At 71.1% G+C, this 16,034-nt stretch carries 12 protein-coding genes and 1 tRNA gene; 3 read left to right on the top strand and 10 right to left on the bottom strand.

Going from position 1 to position 16,034, the window contains the following annotated elements:
• Nucleotides 1-100: 100 nt before the first annotated feature.
• The 5 genes from RIV12_RS05240 to serS form a co-directional block, all read right to left on the bottom strand.
• Nucleotides 101-189, bottom strand: a tRNA-Ser gene (locus RIV12_RS05240).
• Nucleotides 190-392: 203 nt separating this feature from the next.
• Nucleotides 393-1,742, bottom strand: a complete 1,350-nt coding sequence (locus RIV12_RS05235; protein WP_309322670.1) for an AGE family epimerase/isomerase — start codon at nucleotides 1,740-1,742, stop codon at nucleotides 393-395.
• Between the two features lie 120 nt (nucleotides 1,743-1,862).
• On the bottom strand, nucleotides 1,863-3,512 hold the full coding sequence (locus RIV12_RS05230; RefSeq protein WP_309322668.1) for an ABC transporter substrate-binding protein: 1,650 nt from the start codon (nucleotides 3,510-3,512) through the stop codon (nucleotides 1,863-1,865).
• Nucleotides 3,512-4,642 carry an HAD family hydrolase gene (locus tag RIV12_RS05225; RefSeq protein WP_309322666.1) on the bottom strand — a complete coding sequence of 377 codons (1,131 nt, stop codon included), beginning with the start codon at nucleotides 4,640-4,642 and terminating at the stop codon, nucleotides 3,512-3,514. The genes RIV12_RS05230 and RIV12_RS05225 overlap by 1 nt, the downstream gene beginning before the upstream one ends.
• A gap of 11 nt (nucleotides 4,643-4,653) precedes the next feature.
• Nucleotides 4,654-5,934, bottom strand: a complete 1,281-nt coding sequence (gene serS / locus RIV12_RS05220; RefSeq protein ID WP_309322664.1) for a serine--tRNA ligase — start codon at nucleotides 5,932-5,934, stop codon at nucleotides 4,654-4,656.
• Nucleotides 5,935-6,494: 560 nt separating this feature from the next.
• On the opposite strand from serS, the gene RIV12_RS05215 reads away from it, so the two are divergent.
• Nucleotides 6,495-7,439, top strand: a complete 945-nt coding sequence (locus tag RIV12_RS05215; protein ID WP_075419198.1) for a LysR substrate-binding domain-containing protein — start codon at nucleotides 6,495-6,497, stop codon at nucleotides 7,437-7,439.
• 112 nt (nucleotides 7,440-7,551) lie between these two features.
• A complete protein-coding gene (locus RIV12_RS05210) occupies nucleotides 7,552-8,718 on the top strand; it encodes a diacylglycerol/lipid kinase family protein (protein WP_309322662.1) in 1,167 nt (388 codons plus the stop codon).
• Between the two features lie 7 nt (nucleotides 8,719-8,725).
• Here the strand turns inward: RIV12_RS05210 and RIV12_RS05205 are convergent, their stop codons facing one another.
• Both RIV12_RS05205 and RIV12_RS05200 read right to left on the bottom strand, forming a co-directional pair.
• Entirely contained in the window at nucleotides 8,726-10,117 is a 1,392-nt protein-coding gene (locus tag RIV12_RS05205) for a M20 family metallopeptidase (RefSeq protein WP_309322660.1), read from the bottom strand.
• Between the two features lie 33 nt (nucleotides 10,118-10,150).
• Nucleotides 10,151-10,744 (bottom strand): TetR/AcrR family transcriptional regulator, encoded by a 594-nt coding sequence (locus RIV12_RS05200; RefSeq protein ID WP_309322658.1) that lies wholly within the window; start codon nucleotides 10,742-10,744, stop codon nucleotides 10,151-10,153.
• A gap of 115 nt (nucleotides 10,745-10,859) precedes the next feature.
• Here RIV12_RS05200 and RIV12_RS05195 point away from each other — a divergent pair, with 115 nt between their 5' ends.
• The gene (locus RIV12_RS05195) at nucleotides 10,860-12,110 is read left to right on the top strand and encodes an MFS transporter (protein WP_309322656.1); all 1,251 of its coding nucleotides are present in this window, start codon (nucleotides 10,860-10,862) and stop codon (nucleotides 12,108-12,110) included.
• 32 nt (nucleotides 12,111-12,142) lie between these two features.
• On the opposite strand, the gene efeB is transcribed toward RIV12_RS05195, so the two are convergent.
• From efeB to efeU, 3 genes are all read right to left on the bottom strand, one after another.
• Entirely contained in the window at nucleotides 12,143-13,675 is a 1,533-nt protein-coding gene (gene efeB, locus RIV12_RS05190; protein ID WP_309322654.1) for an iron uptake transporter deferrochelatase/peroxidase subunit, read from the bottom strand.
• 45 nt (nucleotides 13,676-13,720) lie between these two features.
• The gene (gene efeO / locus RIV12_RS05185) at nucleotides 13,721-15,049 is read right to left on the bottom strand and encodes an iron uptake system protein EfeO (protein ID WP_309322652.1); all 1,329 of its coding nucleotides are present in this window, start codon (nucleotides 15,047-15,049) and stop codon (nucleotides 13,721-13,723) included.
• A gap of 62 nt (nucleotides 15,050-15,111) precedes the next feature.
• Nucleotides 15,112-16,023 (bottom strand): iron uptake transporter permease EfeU, encoded by a 912-nt coding sequence (efeU, locus tag RIV12_RS05180; RefSeq protein WP_309322650.1) that lies wholly within the window; start codon nucleotides 16,021-16,023, stop codon nucleotides 15,112-15,114.
• Nucleotides 16,024-16,034 lie beyond the last annotated feature (11 nt).

The following is a 16,034-nucleotide window of genomic DNA, read 5'->3' as shown; positions in this document are numbered from 1 at the left end:
CCGTCGGCAATAAAGTTTGGAGGATGAGACAAACACGAACTCTTTGGTGAGCATGCCTCATCATGCCTTTCAGCCACTGAGGGTTCGAGTAAGCATGGGATGGCGGAGAGGGAGGGATTCGAACCCCCGGTGCGCTAGGCGCACAGCGGTTTTCAAGACCGCCACATTCGGCCGCTCTGTCACCTCTCCAGGCCGCACCCTCCGGGCGCGACAGGCACAGACCCTACCATCCCGGTGGGCCCGCGGTCACCGTGAGCCCACCGGTCGCCAACGTCGCGGTCGTACCTTAGGGCTCGCGTTCGAGGGGTAGAGGGTACGAACGCGCGGCCTACCCTACGAACGCGCGGCCCCTGCCCCGACTGCCCGGCTCCGGCCGGCTTCCGCGACAGTCCCTAGGACCTGCCGAAGAACCCGCGCCGGTGCGACTTGCTGGCGCGCACCGGCAGCAGCGAGTTCGGCTCGTCGAGCCGCCCCTCGGCCAGGGCCTGCCCAATCGCCGGCCACACCGGCAGGCGCGCCATGAGAGTGGCCTGCAGGGCGTGGTAGATGTCCGGGTGCCCGGCCCAGGTGCGGGTCGAGGGCCGGTTGTCGCGGTCGAGCTCGTGGGTCCACACGCCCGGCGCCTCAATGAGGAACTCCTCGGCGTAGTCGATCCAGGCCCGGTAGCAGTGCTCGTAGTGCTCGACGTCGATCTCCCCGCGACCGTCGTCGAGCAGAGCCTGGCGAATGGCGGCCGACGCCGAGATCCCCTCGCAGACGACCCAGTGCATGCGCTCGTGCACCACCGGCTTGCCGTCGAAGTCCGTGGTGTAGACGAAGCCGGGGGCGCCGTCGACGCGCCAGCCGTCGGTGCGGGCCTGCTCGAAGATGTGTTCAGCGGCCTCAAGCATCCAGTCCGGCGCGCTCATGGAGCGGTTGATGAGCGCCCCGCGCAGCTGCACGGTCAGGCGCGCCCACTCCAGCCCGTGGCCCGGCGTGACGCCGTAGGGCCGGAAGGGGTGGGCGGGCTCGTCGCGGTTGTAGTCCAGGCGCGGCTCCCAGGAGGTGGAGTAGTGCTCGGGCAGGCGCCAGCCGTGCTCGCGGGCCTGGACGTTGACGGCGAAGTCAACGATCTTCAGGGCCCGCTCCAGCCAACGCACCTCACCGGTGACATCGGCGGTGGCCAAGTAGGCCTCCACCGTGTGCATGGCGGCGTTGATGCCGCGGTAGTCCTCGGGGCCGGTGAAGTCGGCGGCGTAGGAGTCCACCGGCATCTGCTGGCCCTCGTCCCACCAGTAGCGGTCCTGGACCTCGATGGCGTCGCGCAGCAGCTCATGGGCGCCGGGCCGGTCGGCGGCCGTCGCGGTGGCGGCGGCCAGGAGCACGAAGGCGTGCTGGTAGCACTCCTTACGGGCGTCACGATCGACCGGAACACCCCGCCCCTCGGCGTCGGGCTCGGGGCCGATCGCCGAGTACCAGCCGCCGTTGACCGGGTCGCGCAGGGGGCCGTTCAGGGCGCGCACGCCGTGGTCGGCGTAGCGGCGGCAGCCGGGGATCCCCATGAGCGCCCCCAGGGAGAAGGCGAAGGTCATACGGCCGGTGATCCACAGCTCGACGTGATGGGAGGGGTCCACCTCACCGTCCTGACCGATCCACCCGAATCCGGTGGGCACCTGCGCGGCGCGCGCGTAGTGCAGCAGCGCATGCGTCTCGTAGGCCAGCCAACGCTTGTGCTCGGGGGCGCCGAACCATCCCAGTCCCATGAGTCCTCCTTGATCCGCTGGGGGTCCAAGGCTATCGACCCGCCTGACACGGATCAATGCTCCCGACTGCTCTTGAGCGGCTCACTCCCGCGCCTCACGCGACGCGGCCCACCGCCCCCGCTACTTCCGCTTCGGCCAGGCCGACTCGGCCTGCTTGAGCGCCTCCTTGGGGGTCACCGTCCCGGTCGACCACCGACTCAGCCCGACCCACAGGGCGCTGCTGCCCACGCTCACGGGCATCGAGTCCGAGGCATCCATCTCCACGGTCGTCTGGCGCGACTGGAGCAGTCTCGTGGTGCGCCTGCCGACGTCGCTGGGCGCCAGGTCCGGGTCGACGCCCTGGTTGGCGGTCGCCACCCCGCCCAGTGCCATCCGCGTGCGGGCCCACTCCTGGGAGGTCAGGTACTCCATGACCGCGTTGACCGCGTCCGAGCGGGTGAAGGCCACGAGGTAGTCGGTGCCCACCAGCACGGAGTCCGAGCCGCGGTCCGCCGCCGGGGTGACGAAGGCCGAGACCTTCGTTCCCGCCGTACCGGCCTTAGTCGTCGCACTGGCCGTGCCCTTCGGCGTCGCCGTCGCCCCGGACGTCCCGCCGCCGGCGGCGGCGGCGGTGGCGCTCGCGGTCGGGCGGGGGGCCTGGACCGTCACCGGGTTGGCGCCGTCGGCGTCGGTGATGACGGTGCCCTCGGGGAAGCGGCTCTCGAAGGACGACGAGGCGTGCAGCATGAGGCAGTTTCCCTTGACCAGGTCGGACCCCGCCTGCACGGGGGTGCGGGAGATGACCGAGCCGCGCCCGCCGGCGACGTTCCCGTTGTCCAGGACCAGGGAGTTGACGGCGTTGAGGGCATCCACGGCGTTCGAGGAGTCGACGGGCACCCGGTGCGAGGCCCAGGTCTCGTAGACGCCGGGCCCCTGGGTGGAGAGCAGGGCGTCCTCGAGCCAGTCGGTGAGCACCCAGCCGGTCGACTCCCCGTCGGCGGCGCCCGCGCACCAGGGCGTCACGGAGCCGTCGGGGTGATCGGCCCGGACCTTGCTGGTGAGGGCCTCCAGCTCGCCCCACGTGTCGGGCACCTCGTAGCCGGCCTTCTTGAAGGCGTCCGGCGAGTACCACACGAGGGACTTCACCGAGGCCATGAGCGGGGCGCCGTAGGGCACGGAGGCGTGGATGCCGACCTGGATCCAGTGCCGGTCCCAGCCGGCCTCCACGTTGCTGTTGACCTTGTTCGGCAGCGGGTGGACGACGCCGGTGTCGACGAGCTCGGCCACCATGGCGGGCTGAGGCACGATGGCCAGGTCGGGCAGGTTCTCGGGGTTGTCCTGGCTCGAGGGCGAGGCCCCCGTGCTGGTGGACAGGTTCGCTCCCGAGCCGTTGAGCAGCTGGGAGCGCAGCTCGGCGGTGCCGGTGTGCTCGACGTTGATGCCCGTGCAGCTCTCGAACTCGGCCACGGAGGCCTCGAAGCGCTCGGCCTCGGTGCCGGTCAAGCCGCTGGAGATGGTGACGGTGGCGCCCTTGTGGCCCTGGTAGGCCTGGTAGGCGGCGCAGCCGGTGGCCGACGCCGAGCCGGACCCGCCGACTGAGCAGGCGGCGGTGACGGCGGCCGCCAGGGTCAGGGTGCTGGCGGCGGCCAGGAGGCGGCCGCCCCGACGCAGCCGACGGCCCGCGCGTCCTCGGCCAGGAGCGTTCGCCCCACCGGACGGACCGGCTGCGCGAACGGCGAGCTCCTGGTGGATGGAGTTGTTGTGGGAGACAGGGAGGGGGGACTGTCGCATCAGGGGTGCCTTACTCGTTCGATGAGGGCGTCCAGGACGGCGGCGCAGCCGTCCCGCCACACGGGCTCGGTCAGGATATCGCCGCGGTCGCGCACCCACTGCGGTGCGCTGCCCATGACGACGCCGGCTCCGGCCCACTCGATCATCTCGACGTCGTTGGAGCCGTCCCCGACCGCCAGGACGTGGGCGGAGTCGTTGCCCAGGCGGGCGATGAGCGCCTCGAGGGCGGAGGCCTTGGTGACGCCCTCGGGGGCGACGTCGAGCCAGGCCGTCCAGCCGATGGCGTACTCCACCGAGTGCAGCCCGGAGTCGGCCACGATCTGGGAGAAGCGCTCCACGGGCATGCCCGGGGCCCGCAGGACCACGCGGGTGACCGGCTGGGAGACGAGCTCGTCGAAGCTGACGACCCGCTGGTCCTCGATGAGCTCGCCGTCGGGGAAGAGCCGGGAGACCTTGAAGCCGAGGCCGGGGTTCTCCACGGCGATGATCCCGTCGGGCACGGCGGCGTGGAGGGTCTCGATGGCGGTGCGCGGGTCGAAGGTGCGCGAGTCGACCACCTCGTAGCCGCCGGGGGCGTCCGGGTCGAGCCGCAGGGTCAGGGCGCCGTTGGCGCACACCATCCAGCCGGTGCTCAGCCCCAGGTGGCGCACCACCGGCATGGCGGCGGCGATCCCGCGGCCGGTGGAGATGACCACGGGGACCTCGTGGGCGCGCAGGCGGGCGATGGAGGCCATGACCCGCTCCGAGACGCTCCCATCCATGTCGAGGATGGTGCCGTCGACGTCGAGGGCGACGAGGAGCCCGTGGCCGGGCGCGAGCCGGGCGCCGCCGTCGGCCTCCAGGGCGTCGAGGTCCCGCATCCGGTCCTGGACGAGGGCGTGGTACTCCTCGTGGTCCAGGGGCCGACGGCGCAGGGCGCGTTCGCCGGTGCCTGCGGTGTGGCCGGCGCCGTCCTCGAGGTGCCCGACGTACTCCGTGGAGCCGCCCAGGTGGGTCAAGGGCTGGCCGGCCGGGGCGATGCCGGTCTCGGGATTGACGACCGGGCCGTTGCCGGTGGGATCGGGGTCACCGACGACGTCGGTATCGGTTCCGCGGGCGGCACCCGGGCTGGAGGCGGACGTGGGGTTCATGGGGCCGACCCTCAGGCGGTGGCACCGACGGGCTCGATGACCTCCAGGCCGCCCAGGTAGGGGCGCAGGCCCGCGGGCACGCGCACCGAGCCGTCGGCCTGCTGGTGGTTCTCCAGGATGGCGACCATCCAGCGGGTGGTGGCCAGGGTCCCGTTGAGGGTGGCCACGGGGCTCGTGCCGCCTTCACGACGCTCGCGCACGGCCAGGCGGCGGGCCTGGTAGGTGGTGCAGTTGGAGGTGGAGGTGACCTCCATCCAGCGCTGCTGGGTGGGCAGCCAGGCCTCGCAGTCGAACTTGCGGGCGGCCGAGGAGCCCAGATCCCCTGCGGCGGTGTCGATGACCCGGTAGGGCAGCTCGACCAGGGCCAGCATCTCCTCCTCCATGGCCAGGAGCCGGGCGTGCTCGGCCTCGGCGTCCTCGGGGCGGCAGTAGGAGAACATCTCCGCCTTGTTGAACTGGTGGACGCGGATGATGCCGCGGGTGTCCTTGCCGGCGGCCCCGGCCTCGCGCCGGTAGCAGGTGGACCAGCCCATGTAGCGCTTGGGCCCGGCGGACAGGTCGAGGATCTCATCGGCGTGGTAGCCGGCCAGGGCCACCTCGGAGGTGCCCGTGAGGTAGAGGTCGTCGGCGGGCAGGTAGTAGATCTCGTCGCTGTGGGCGCCCAGGAAACCGGTGCCGCCCATGACCTGCGGGGTCACGAGGGTGGGGGTGGTCATCGGGGTGAAGCCGTGGGCGACGGCGGCGTCCAGGGCGGCCGTCATGAGCGCCAGCTCCAGGCGCATGCCCCAGCCCTTGAGGTAGTAGAAGCGGGCGCCGGAGACCTTGGCGCCGCGGCGGGTGTCGATGATGTCCAGGCCCTCGCCGATCGCCAGGTGGTCGGCGGGCTCGAATCCCTCGGCGGCGAAGTCGCGGGGCTCGCCGCCCTCGTGACGCAGAACGACGTAGTCCTCCTCGCCGCCCGATGGCGCCCCCTCGATGAGGTTGGCGAACTGGCGGGCCAGGTCGTCGAGCTCGGCGGCGGCGGCCGAGGAGGCGGCCTCGGCGGCCTTGACCTGCTCGGCCAGCTCCTTGGCGTTGGCGAGGATCGCCGGGCGCTCCTCCGGCGACGCCTTCCCCACGGACCGGGAGACCTGCTTCTGCTCGGCGCGGAGGTTCTCGAAGGCGGCCAGCGCCTGACGACGGGTCTCGTCGGCGGCGATGACGCGGTCGACGAGATCGACGTCGGCACCACGGGCTCGCTGGCTGGCGCGGAAGGGCTCGGGGTTCTCACGAAGCGCACGCAGGTCGATCATGGTCCCGAGTGTAGTCAGGACCGCGCCCCGGGCAGCATTCGAGCAGCATCCCGGACGGATTCGGGCCGCGAGCGGGGCCGGCGGCGGAGACGGGGAAGGCCGGCGACGATCAAAGTCACGGGCGAGTGGCCGAGCCGACACTCGGGGGCGGAACGGGACGGGATCGACGTCGATCCCCCGTCGCCCGGCCCGCCGTCGGGACAACCCGAGGACCCTGGAATCCATGAATTATCCGGGAGATCGGGTGGTCGTGGAGCGGGCCGGCGGGGCCGTGATGCATACACGCTCACCCTCGTCCGCACCACCTCCTGACGGCGAACGTGACCCACACCCCTCTTACCAACGCAATCCACCTGTGAATAGAATCTATTTCAATCGGTGCACCCTATCGTTCCCGACGGTGTTTCCGGGCCGCCACGTTGGAGGCCCGCCCGCACCTTCCAGCGCACCGCTCTCCCCGCACCTCCCGGCCAGTCGTCTGTCCCCGATTTTCTGTCACTCCGTCATATCAGGCTCACCGACCGCTGCGAATGCGGGCCCCGACCACAGGACCACAACTCATGCCGACCACATCATCTCCGTCCTTCTCCCAGCTGCGGGCGTTCGTAGCGCTGTGCGACCACCAGCACTTCGGCGAGGCCGCCACCGCGCTCGGAGTCAGCCAGCCCAGCCTGTCCCAGGCCATCACCGCGCTGGAGAAGCGTGTCGGCGGCGAGCTGGTGGAGCGCACCACCCGTCGCGTCCTGGTCACCTCCCTGGGCGAGGCCCTGCTGCCCTTCGCCCGGGACGCCGTCCTGGCGGCCGAGGCCTTCAACGAGGCCGCCTCCAGCCAGGGCGCCGCCCTGAGCGGCACGATGCGCCTGGGCATCATCCCCACGATCGCGCCCTACCTGGCCCCCGTTCTCATCGACGGCCTGCGTGAGGCCCTGCCCCAGATGGAGCTGGACCTGCGCGAGATGGTCACCGGGGACAACCTCGACCAGCTCGCCCAGGGGCGCCTCGACGCCGCCATCATCGCCCTGGAGGACGACCTCCAGCGCACCACCGCGATCCCGATGTTCGACGAGCGGCTCGTCGTCCTCACCGCCGCCGACCACCCCTGGGCCGGCCGCACGGACGTGAGCCCGGCCGAGCTCGATGACCAGCCCCTCCTCCTGCTCGACGAGGGCAACTGCCTGCGCGACCAGACCCTGGCCCTGTGCCAGCGCTACGGCTCCCAGCCGCCGGTCGCGGTGGCCACCACCCTGTCGACGGTGACCCGCATGGTGGCCCACGGCTCCGGCGTGACGATCATCCCCGAGGGGGCGCTCCAGCTGCTGGCCCCCTCCTCGGAGTACGGCGTCGCCCGTTTCGGCGGCGAGGCGCCGGTGCGCCACATGGGCCTGGTGCACCGGGTCTCCTCCTCCCGCGGCGCCGACTTCGCCCAGCTCGCCGGCCTCATCTCGCGCCTGGTGCGAGAGGCCGACCTGCCCGTCTCCCCCGCCACGGACCCGGCCGCGGCCTGAGCCCGCCAGTTCCGGGGCGCTCCTCGCCGGCGGCCTGCGCTCTCTGTCCGCCCGCACTCGCCATCCCCTCCCGGGCCGTGACCGGGCCCCTCAGGACGACTAGCCTGCCCCTATGACGGGCGGCACCGACGGCGGCACCCGGGCGACGACGCGCACCGGGCGACCACTGGCCTGCGTCGTCGTCAACCCCTCCAAGCCGCGCGCCACCACCGCAGTGCGGTCCCTGCTGGAGGACGAGCTGCGCGAGGCCGGCTACGCCGGGCCCGTATGGCTGGAGACGAGTGTCTCCGAGCCCGGCATGATGCAGGCGCGCCTGGCCCTGGCCGCCGGGGCCAGGCTGGTGGTGGCCGCCGGCGGTGACGGAACGGTGCGATCAGTGGCGGCCGGCCTGGCCGGCACCGGCGCCCAGATGGGCATCGTCCCGCTGGGCACGGCGAACCTGGCGGCCCGCAACCTCGGGGTGCCGGTCGGGGACACCCGGGCCGCGGCCCGGGCAGTGGCCCACGGGGTCGATCTTCCCGCCGACCTGGCCTGGGTGCGCACCGAGCACTGGTCCGATCCCGACGTCGACTCCGACTCAGGCACCCTGACAGACGGAGCCTCAGCAGTCCCGCCAGGCGCCCCGCCCACTCAGGCCGACTCCCAGCAGCTGTCGACCGAGGCGGCCCGGGCCGTGCGCACGATCCAGAGGGCGACCCGCAGGCCGCGCCAGTGGACCCGGCCCACACTCGGCGACGAGCACGCCTGCATGGTGGTGGCCGGGATCGGTTTCGACGCCGGGCTGGTGGCCTCCACGCGCCCGGCCCTCAAAGCGCGGGTCGGCTGGGGCGCCTACGCGCTGGCGGCCATGGAGAACCTAGGCTCGCCACGCATGGACCTGGTGCTCAGCCTCCTGGACGAGGCCGGACAGCGGCGCGTGGAGCGCCTGACCGCCCGTAACCTGCTGGTGGCCAATGGCGGCCGCCTCCCGGCCGGGATCACCCTGCTGCCCGAGGCCCGCACCGACGACGGCCTGCTCGACGTCGCCGCCATCGACACGGTGGCGGGCCTGGCGGGCTGGAGCTCGCTGGCGCGCCAGGTGCTGCCGCCCTACGCGGCGCGCTACTCCGAGTCGGGCCGCTCCCTGGGGCGAGTGGTGCTGCGGCGCGGCGCGGAGGTGGCCGTCCAGCTCTCGGCGCCGGCCCTGGTGGAGGTCGACGGGGACCTGCTGGCGCCCACGCAGGGCATGCGGGTGCGCATCGACCCCGGGGCGCTGCTCATCCGCCGCCCGGCGGCCTGACCCCGGCTCATTCCTCCCAGAAGCCGGCGACGTCGATCGCCCCGCCGGTAGCCTCGAAGTCTGCTCGTACGGCCCGGCGCAGCTCGGCGTCGTGCAGCCAGTCCAGGGCGACGGCGGCCAGCCCATAGGCGCCGTCGAGCGCGGCCGCGTCCCCGGTGGGGGCGCCGGCGGCCTCGGTCATGGCGGGGGTGTGGAGGGCGACGTCGGGCCGGTCGGTGACCTTGATGAGCGGGTGGATGCCGGGAACGCGCTGGGAGACGTTGCCGAAGTCGGTGCCGGCGGCGATCGTCTCGGGCAGGACCCCGGCGGCCAGGGGGTCGCGGCCCCGCTCGCGCTGGGAGCGCGCCCAGGAGCTGAGCAGAGGGCCGTTGTCCCGGACGGGGACCTCGTTGCAGTACTCGGAGGTGAGGATCTCGACGCCGGTTCCGGTCATGAGGGCGGCGCCGTGGAGGACCTCCTCGACCCGCTCGGCGATCTCCTTGAGGGTCTCGAGGTACTTCGAGCGCACCATGATGGACAGCTCGGTGCGTTCGGGGATGATGTTGGGGACCTGGCCGCCGTCGGTGATGATGGCGTGGAGGCGGTCCATGGGGAGCATCTGCTGGCGCAGCAGGCCGATGCCGGTCAGGGCCAGGGTGGCGGCGTCCAGGGCGTTGCGGCCCATGAAGGGCTGGGAGGCGGCGTGAGCCGGCACGCCGTGGAAGATGACGCGCAGGCGGCGCACGCCGAGCCAGGTCTGGTGGGTGACGTCGTGGGCGTAGGAGTGGGTCTGGATGGCGGCGTCGACGCCGTCGAGCATGCCGCGCACGGCCAGGATCTCCTTGGCGGTCGAGTTCTCCTCGGCGGGCGTGGTCTGCAGGACGACGCGGCCGGGCAGGGCGCCGGGGTGGGAGCGGGCCAGGGCGGCCAGGGCCAGGAAGGCGCCCACGGAGTTGGCGCACATGACGTTGTGTCCGCAGCCGTGGCCGATGCCGGGCAGGGCGTCGTACTCGGCGAGGATCGCGATGGTGCCGGCTGATTCACCGGAGTCTGCGGCGGCGTCGGTGCTTCCGGCCCCGGAGATCTCGGCGCGCAGGGCGGTGTCCATGCCGTAGACGCCGACCTCGGGCTCGATGCCGTGGTGGCGCAGCAGCGCGGCGACCGTGGCCACGGCGTGGTGCTCCTCATAGCCGGTCTCGGGGTGGTCGTGGATGTCGTGGGAGAGGTCGACGATCTGCGGAGCCAGCTCGGCGACGACCTCACCCAGGGCGGTGCGCAGGGCAGCGGGGGCTCCGGCGTCGTCAGGCAGGGCCGGGGCCGGACCGACGACGCCGCGGCGCTCCTCGGTCTCGGCGATCATGCGCTCCTGGATGGCGCCGGAGGGGACGGTGGGGCGGGTCAGGTCGTTCAGGTCGCGCATGGGTCCATCTTGGCCCAGTCGGCATCCCCGCGCTCAGTCGCGGGGTGCGGCGAGCCGACGGGCCGCGTCGACGACGACGGCGCGCTGACGCTCGTGCGCCTCCCCATCATCGAGGGGCCCGCACAGCATCCGCGCCACCTGGGGCACGGTGGACCACCAGCCGGTCAGCGACATGAGCATGAGTATGAGCGCCCCGGGGTCGACGTCCCGGGTCAGGGCACCGGCATCCTGACCGCTGCGCACCCCGGCGATCTTGCGCTGGTAGTGCTCGCGCCGCAGCTCCTCCTCGGGTACTTCGTCGTCGAAGGTGAGGGCCTCCCAGCACAGCAGCCGGATGAGCTCAGGGCGTTGCCGGTGGTAGTCGTACAGGCGCCCGGCGTAGTCCCCCACATCCTCGCCCTCGTCGAAGGCGGGCGGCACGGCCTCGGCCGCCCTGGTCAACTCGTCGCGCAGGACTTCGGAGAACAAGCGGTCCTTGGAGCCGAAGTAGTTGTAGACGCGCTCCTTGTTGACCCCCGCCCGCTTGGCAATCCGCTCCACGGTGGTCCCAGCGGGACCGCGGCGGGTGAACTCGGTGGTGGCGGCGTCCTTGATCTTGCGCTTGGTCCCCTCGGTGTCCCAGGCCATGACACTCCGTCTCCCGTGTCCGCGAGCGCCGGCGGCAAACTCCAACGCTACCGTTGCACTTTCCCTTCCAGTTTACTAGAGTCATTTCCAACGCTTACGTTGGAAAGGGGTTCTCATGTCTCCCTCGCACCGACCCGATCAGCATCCCGACGTCGCCCACTCCCCCGAGCCCTCGCCCCAGTCGACGACTCGGTCGGCCTCCCCCGCCTACCCCGCCGGCAGCAGCTCCACCGCGGCCCTCGTGGTCACCGCACTGCTCGTCCTGACCCAGCTGTATGCCGCCATCCCCCTGCTCGCCCCGATCTCGATCGACCTCCACGGCAACGCCACCGTCGCCCTGTCGACGGCGTTCAGCCTCACCTACGCCGCGGGCTTCCTCATCTGGGGGCCGGTCTCCGACCACTACGGCAGGAGAAGGACGATGGCGCTCGCGCTGGGGATCCTCACTGCCTCCACCATCTGCTGCGCCCTGGCCCCGTCCCTGCCGGCACTCGCGGCCCTGCGTGCGATCCAGGGACTGAGCGCCTCCGGTTTCGCACCCGTGGCCCTGGCCTACTTGTCCGAGGCGCTGGCACCACCCAGGCGGGCCGGGGCGATTGGGGCGATGTCGACGTCGTTCCTCGTGGCGGGGATCGTCGGCCAGGTCCTGGCTTCGCTGGTCGCGCTGCACCTGGGGTGGCGGTGGTTCTTCCCCCTGTGCGGCGGGCTGCTGGCTGTGGCCCTGGCGGCCGTCCTCGTCGTTGTGCACGACGCCGCTTCCACCTCCGGCCCCTCGGGCTCCTCGCTTCGGGGGCAGTTCGCATCACTGGGGCGGCTCTCGCTCAGGCCGGCGGTTCTGGCGCTCAGCCTGGCGCACGTCACGCTGCTCATGGTGTTCGTCGCGATGTACACGGGGGTCGGCGGTCATCTGGAGTCGCTGGGCATGCGGCCTTCGACGATCATCCTCATTCGCCTGGCGGCCCTGCCGGTCATGTTCCTCAGCCTCGTCGCGGGCCGGCTCGCGGCCAGGTGGTCCTGGGCGCAGACGGCCCGATTCGGCTTCGGGGTCTCGGCGTTGGGCATGCTCGGTGAGGCGCTGCTGGCGGAGAGCCTGGCGGGCCTGGTGGCCGGCAGCGTCGTGTACGTCGCCGGGGTCGCGCTGGCTGTGCCGGCGATGATCAGCCTCTATGGACAGGTCTCCGCACCCAACCGCGGCAGCGGCATGGCGCTCAATGGGTTCATCCTGTTCGTCGGCACGAGCGCAGGCCCACTCCTGGCGACGTCGTTACCCACCTTCCGGACGCTGGCTCTCACCCTGACCGGCATCCTGGCCGTGGCACTGGCCGCGATCACCGGCTTCAAGGCACTGGCCGACGCCGACCGCTGACCGTCGCCCGCACGGCGGGAGCCGCCCCGTCCTCAGCTGAAGAGCGAGGCGGCCACCATGGTGTCGCCCTCCTTGATGCCCGGGGGGATCGCGAACAGGGCCGAGGCCTCGTGCTTGAGGTACTCCTGGAGGGCGTCGCTCTTGGTCATGCGGTCCAGGATCGGGTAGAAGTTCGTGCGCGGGTCACGCACGAAGGCGATGAAGAACAGGCCGGTCTGCAGCAGCCCCAGGGAGTCGGAGCCGTCGGTGTAGTTGTAGCCGCGGCGCAGCATCCGGCGTCCCTGGTTCTGCTCGGGTGAGACGACGGCGATATGCGCGTCGGCCGGCACGAGCGTCTCGCCCTTGTCGTCCTTGGCCGCGTAGTCCACGGTCGTGAACTCCTCGGAGGACTTCGTGGGGTTGGCGATGCTCAGCGGCGCCCCGTAGCGCTTGTCGCGTCCCATGGTCTGCTCCTGCTCGATGAGCCGCAGACGGTCCCAGATCTCGGCGAGCATGCGGATGCGCCGAGCCACGTAGTAGGTGCCGCCCGTCATCCACTCGGCTGCGGCGTCGTCGCCCTTCTGGACCCACAGGTGCTTGTTGAGCTGTTCGGAGGAGTCCTCGGCCTTGATGTTGTTGGTGCCGTCCTTGAAGCCGAACAGGTTGCGCGGCGTCTCCTGGTCCACGGAGGTCGACGACGTGCGCCCGTAGCCGACCTGGCTCCACCGCAGGGCGGCGGTCCCGAAGGCGATACGGGTGAGGTTGCGGATCGCGTGGACGCACACCTGGGCGTCGTTGGAGCAGGCCTGGATGAGCAGGTCGCCGTCGGACTGGGCGGCGTGGAGCTGGTCGCCGGCGAAGGAGGGCATGCCCTCCTTGAGGACGGCGGGCATCTTGGCGGCCAGGCCGAAGCGGTCCTTGCCGTCGGCGTCGACGAACAGGCCCTTGCCCACGCCGAAGGTGATGGTCAGGCCGTTGGGCTTGTAGCCCCAGGCCTCGCCGGTGTCCTTGGGCGGCAGCTGCTTGTTGGAGCTGGGCTGTCCGCCGATGAGCTCGCCGGCGGTCATCTGCTCGGCGGCCACGGCCCAGTCGGACAGGAGGGTCTTGAGCTCCTCGACGTCGGTGGTGGAGACGTCAAAGGCCGCCGTGAACATGTTGTCCTGGGCGGGGGTGGTGATCCCCGCCTGGTGGTCACCCCGGAAGGGGTAGGTCGTGAGGATGGTGTCCTCGGGGCGCCGGGAGGCCTCCCAGGCGCGCCCGCCGGCCACACCGGCCAGGCCCGCGAGCGCGGCGCCCAGGCCCGCACCGGTGAACATGGCGCGGCGGCTGGTCCCCTTGGTGCTGGGCTTCCCGGCCTGTCCAGGCTTCGCGGGCTCATCCGCCTTATCCGGCTTCTGCGGCTCGTCAGCCGTGTCGGACGTGCTGGCGTCCTCAGACTGTTCCGCCGAGTCGGAGGCCGGAGAGCCGTCACCCGGTCCTTCCGACGTCGGGGGCTGCGGCTCCTGCTGCGCCTGCGCCGCCTCCGCGGCGGTCGCGTCATCCGCGACCGGGGAGGTCTCCGGCTCGTCGACCGGCTTGCCACTCACTGCTGACTCCTTCCGGGGCGTCCGGGTTGCTCTGGCCTCGCGGCCTCAGAGGATGGTCCCGGCGACCTTGGACAAGGACTCGCTCAGGGCGTTGACGGCGTCGGAGAACTTGCGCTGCGTGTCGGTGTAGGAGTTCTTGTCCGGAGCCTCGCCGGCATCCTTCTGCACCGCGGCGATGGTGGAGTAGTCCGCGTAGGTGGGCTCGCCGTTGGCGGCCTTCCCGGAGACGTGGGCCTCGACGAGCTTCTCAACCGCCGCGAACTGGGTGGTGATCTTCTCGGCGAGCTTGGCGTCCTTCTTCTTCATGAGGTCCTCGACGTTGCCGTAGGCGACCTTGGCGCCCTCGACGTTGGCCTTGAAGTCGTAGAGGTCGGTGTGGGAGAAGGTCTCCTCCTCGCCGACGATCTTGGTGGTGGCGACCTCCTCGAGGAGGGAGGAGGCGCCGTTGGCAACGTCCTCGAGCCCGAGCTCGAACTTCTTCCCACCGGTGCCGGTGATGTTTCCGTAGACGAGGTCGTAGAGTGACTTGGTGTCGGTGTTGAGCTGGTCGGCCACCTTCTTGCGGGCGGCGTCGTCGGCGAACTTGAAGGGGCTGGAGGAGTCCTGGACCCACAGGTCGGCCTCGATGCGGTGCCATCCGGTCCAGCCGGAGATGACCTCCTTGTCGGTGACGGCCTTACCGGCGCCTGCGGCGAGGTCCTGGACGCGGGTGTCCAGGGCGCTGTCGAGGTCGCCGGCCTCCTTGACGCCGAAGGACTCGGCGGTGGGCTCGATGCGCTCGTAGAACTGGCGCGCCAGCGGGTAGAGGCTCTTGGCAGTGGCGGTGTCGCCGGAGGTGTAGGCGGTGACGAAGCCCTGGGTGGCGGTCAGGAGCTGGCCGGCCTGATCACGCACGTAGGCGGTGTAGTTCTTGACGGCGTCCTCGCGCGCCTTGGCCTCATCGGCGCTGACGTCGACGGCGGCGCCCTTGGTGATCTTCAGCTCGGTGACACCCTTGAGCTCGCCGACCATGTTGGGCTTGCAGGCCGCGTAGCAGGTGCCCTCCTTGAGGGAGGTGGTGAGCTTCGTGGTGGTGCCGGGGCCGATGTTCTCCTGCTCGGAGATGATCTGGAGCTTGTCCTCGGTGAGAACCTCGAACTCGTTGGGCACCGTGCCGGAGTTGGTGATGGTGAAGGTGACGACACCCGAGGGGAAGGACGTGGACGAGAGCTTGCAGGAGTCGTCGGTGAGGGTCACCGTGATCTCCTGGGCCTTGCCGGATCCCGAGGCACCGCCCTTGGCGTTCTTGGGGTTGTCGGCGCAGGCTGCCAGACCCAGCCCCATGGCGGTCAGAGGAAGCATGGCGAGCACGTTGCGTCGCTTGATGGTGGGCATCTGTCTTTCCTTTACGAAGAAGCGGTGGTGGATCAGGGGTGGGTCAGGGTCTGTGGAGGCGGTCAGGAGGCCTCGACGGCGTCGACGGAGGCCTGCGCGCCGGCGTCGACCTTCTCGATGCCGTCCTTCTGGCGCGGCGCGGGCCACCGCCCCATGATCTGGAGGGTGAGCAGCACGAGGGTCGGCACGATGTAGAGGCACCAGCCCAGCACCTGCAGCACGGAGGGCTGGAGGTTGAGCTGGAACATGGCCTCGAGCAGCACGTAGAGCCAGTGGAGGGGTGAGGTGTTGGCCGGCAGGTAGGAGGACAGGTCCCAGGCGTGGCTTGTGTGGCCGAGCAGGAGGCCCGCCTCCTGGAGGTCGCCGATGCCGTAGGCGACGATGCCGGCGGCCACGACGATGAGGAAGTAGCCGGTCACGGCGAAGAAGATGCGGAGGTTGATGCGCACCGCGCCCTGGTAGATGAGGACGCCCAGCACAATGGCCAGGACGAGGCCCGTGACGACGCCCGCCGTCGTCTGCATGATGGAGGTCTCGATGCTGGAGCGCACGGTGGCCCACACGAACAGAGCCGTCTCCACGCCCTCGCGCCCGACGGCGACGACGGCGATCCAGACGACACCCCAGCCGGAGCCACCCTCGGCGAGGGTCTTGGACAGCGAGCCCTCCAGCTCGCCCTTGAGCTCGCGGGCGTTCTTCCCCATCCAGAAGATCATCCAGGTCACCAGGCCGACGGCGACGAAGGACAGGAGGCCTCCGAGGATCTCCTGGGCCTGGAAGGTGAGGGTCTTGGGGCCCCAGGTCATGATGGCGCCGGCGACCAGTGGGACCAGTGCCGCCAGCCCGACCCCCAACCACAGCTTGGGCAGGGCGTCCCGGCGGTCGGACTTGACCATGTAGGCGACGATGATGCTGACAACGAGTGCCGCCTCCAGGCCTTCCCTCAGGGCAATGAGCAGGTTGGCGAGAAACACTCGACCTCCAC

Source organism: Actinomyces stomatis (genome assembly GCF_031292835.1).
Lineage (GTDB): Bacteria > Actinomycetota > Actinomycetes > Actinomycetales > Actinomycetaceae > Actinomyces > Actinomyces stomatis.
This window is presented reverse-complemented; position numbering and strand designations above follow the sequence as displayed.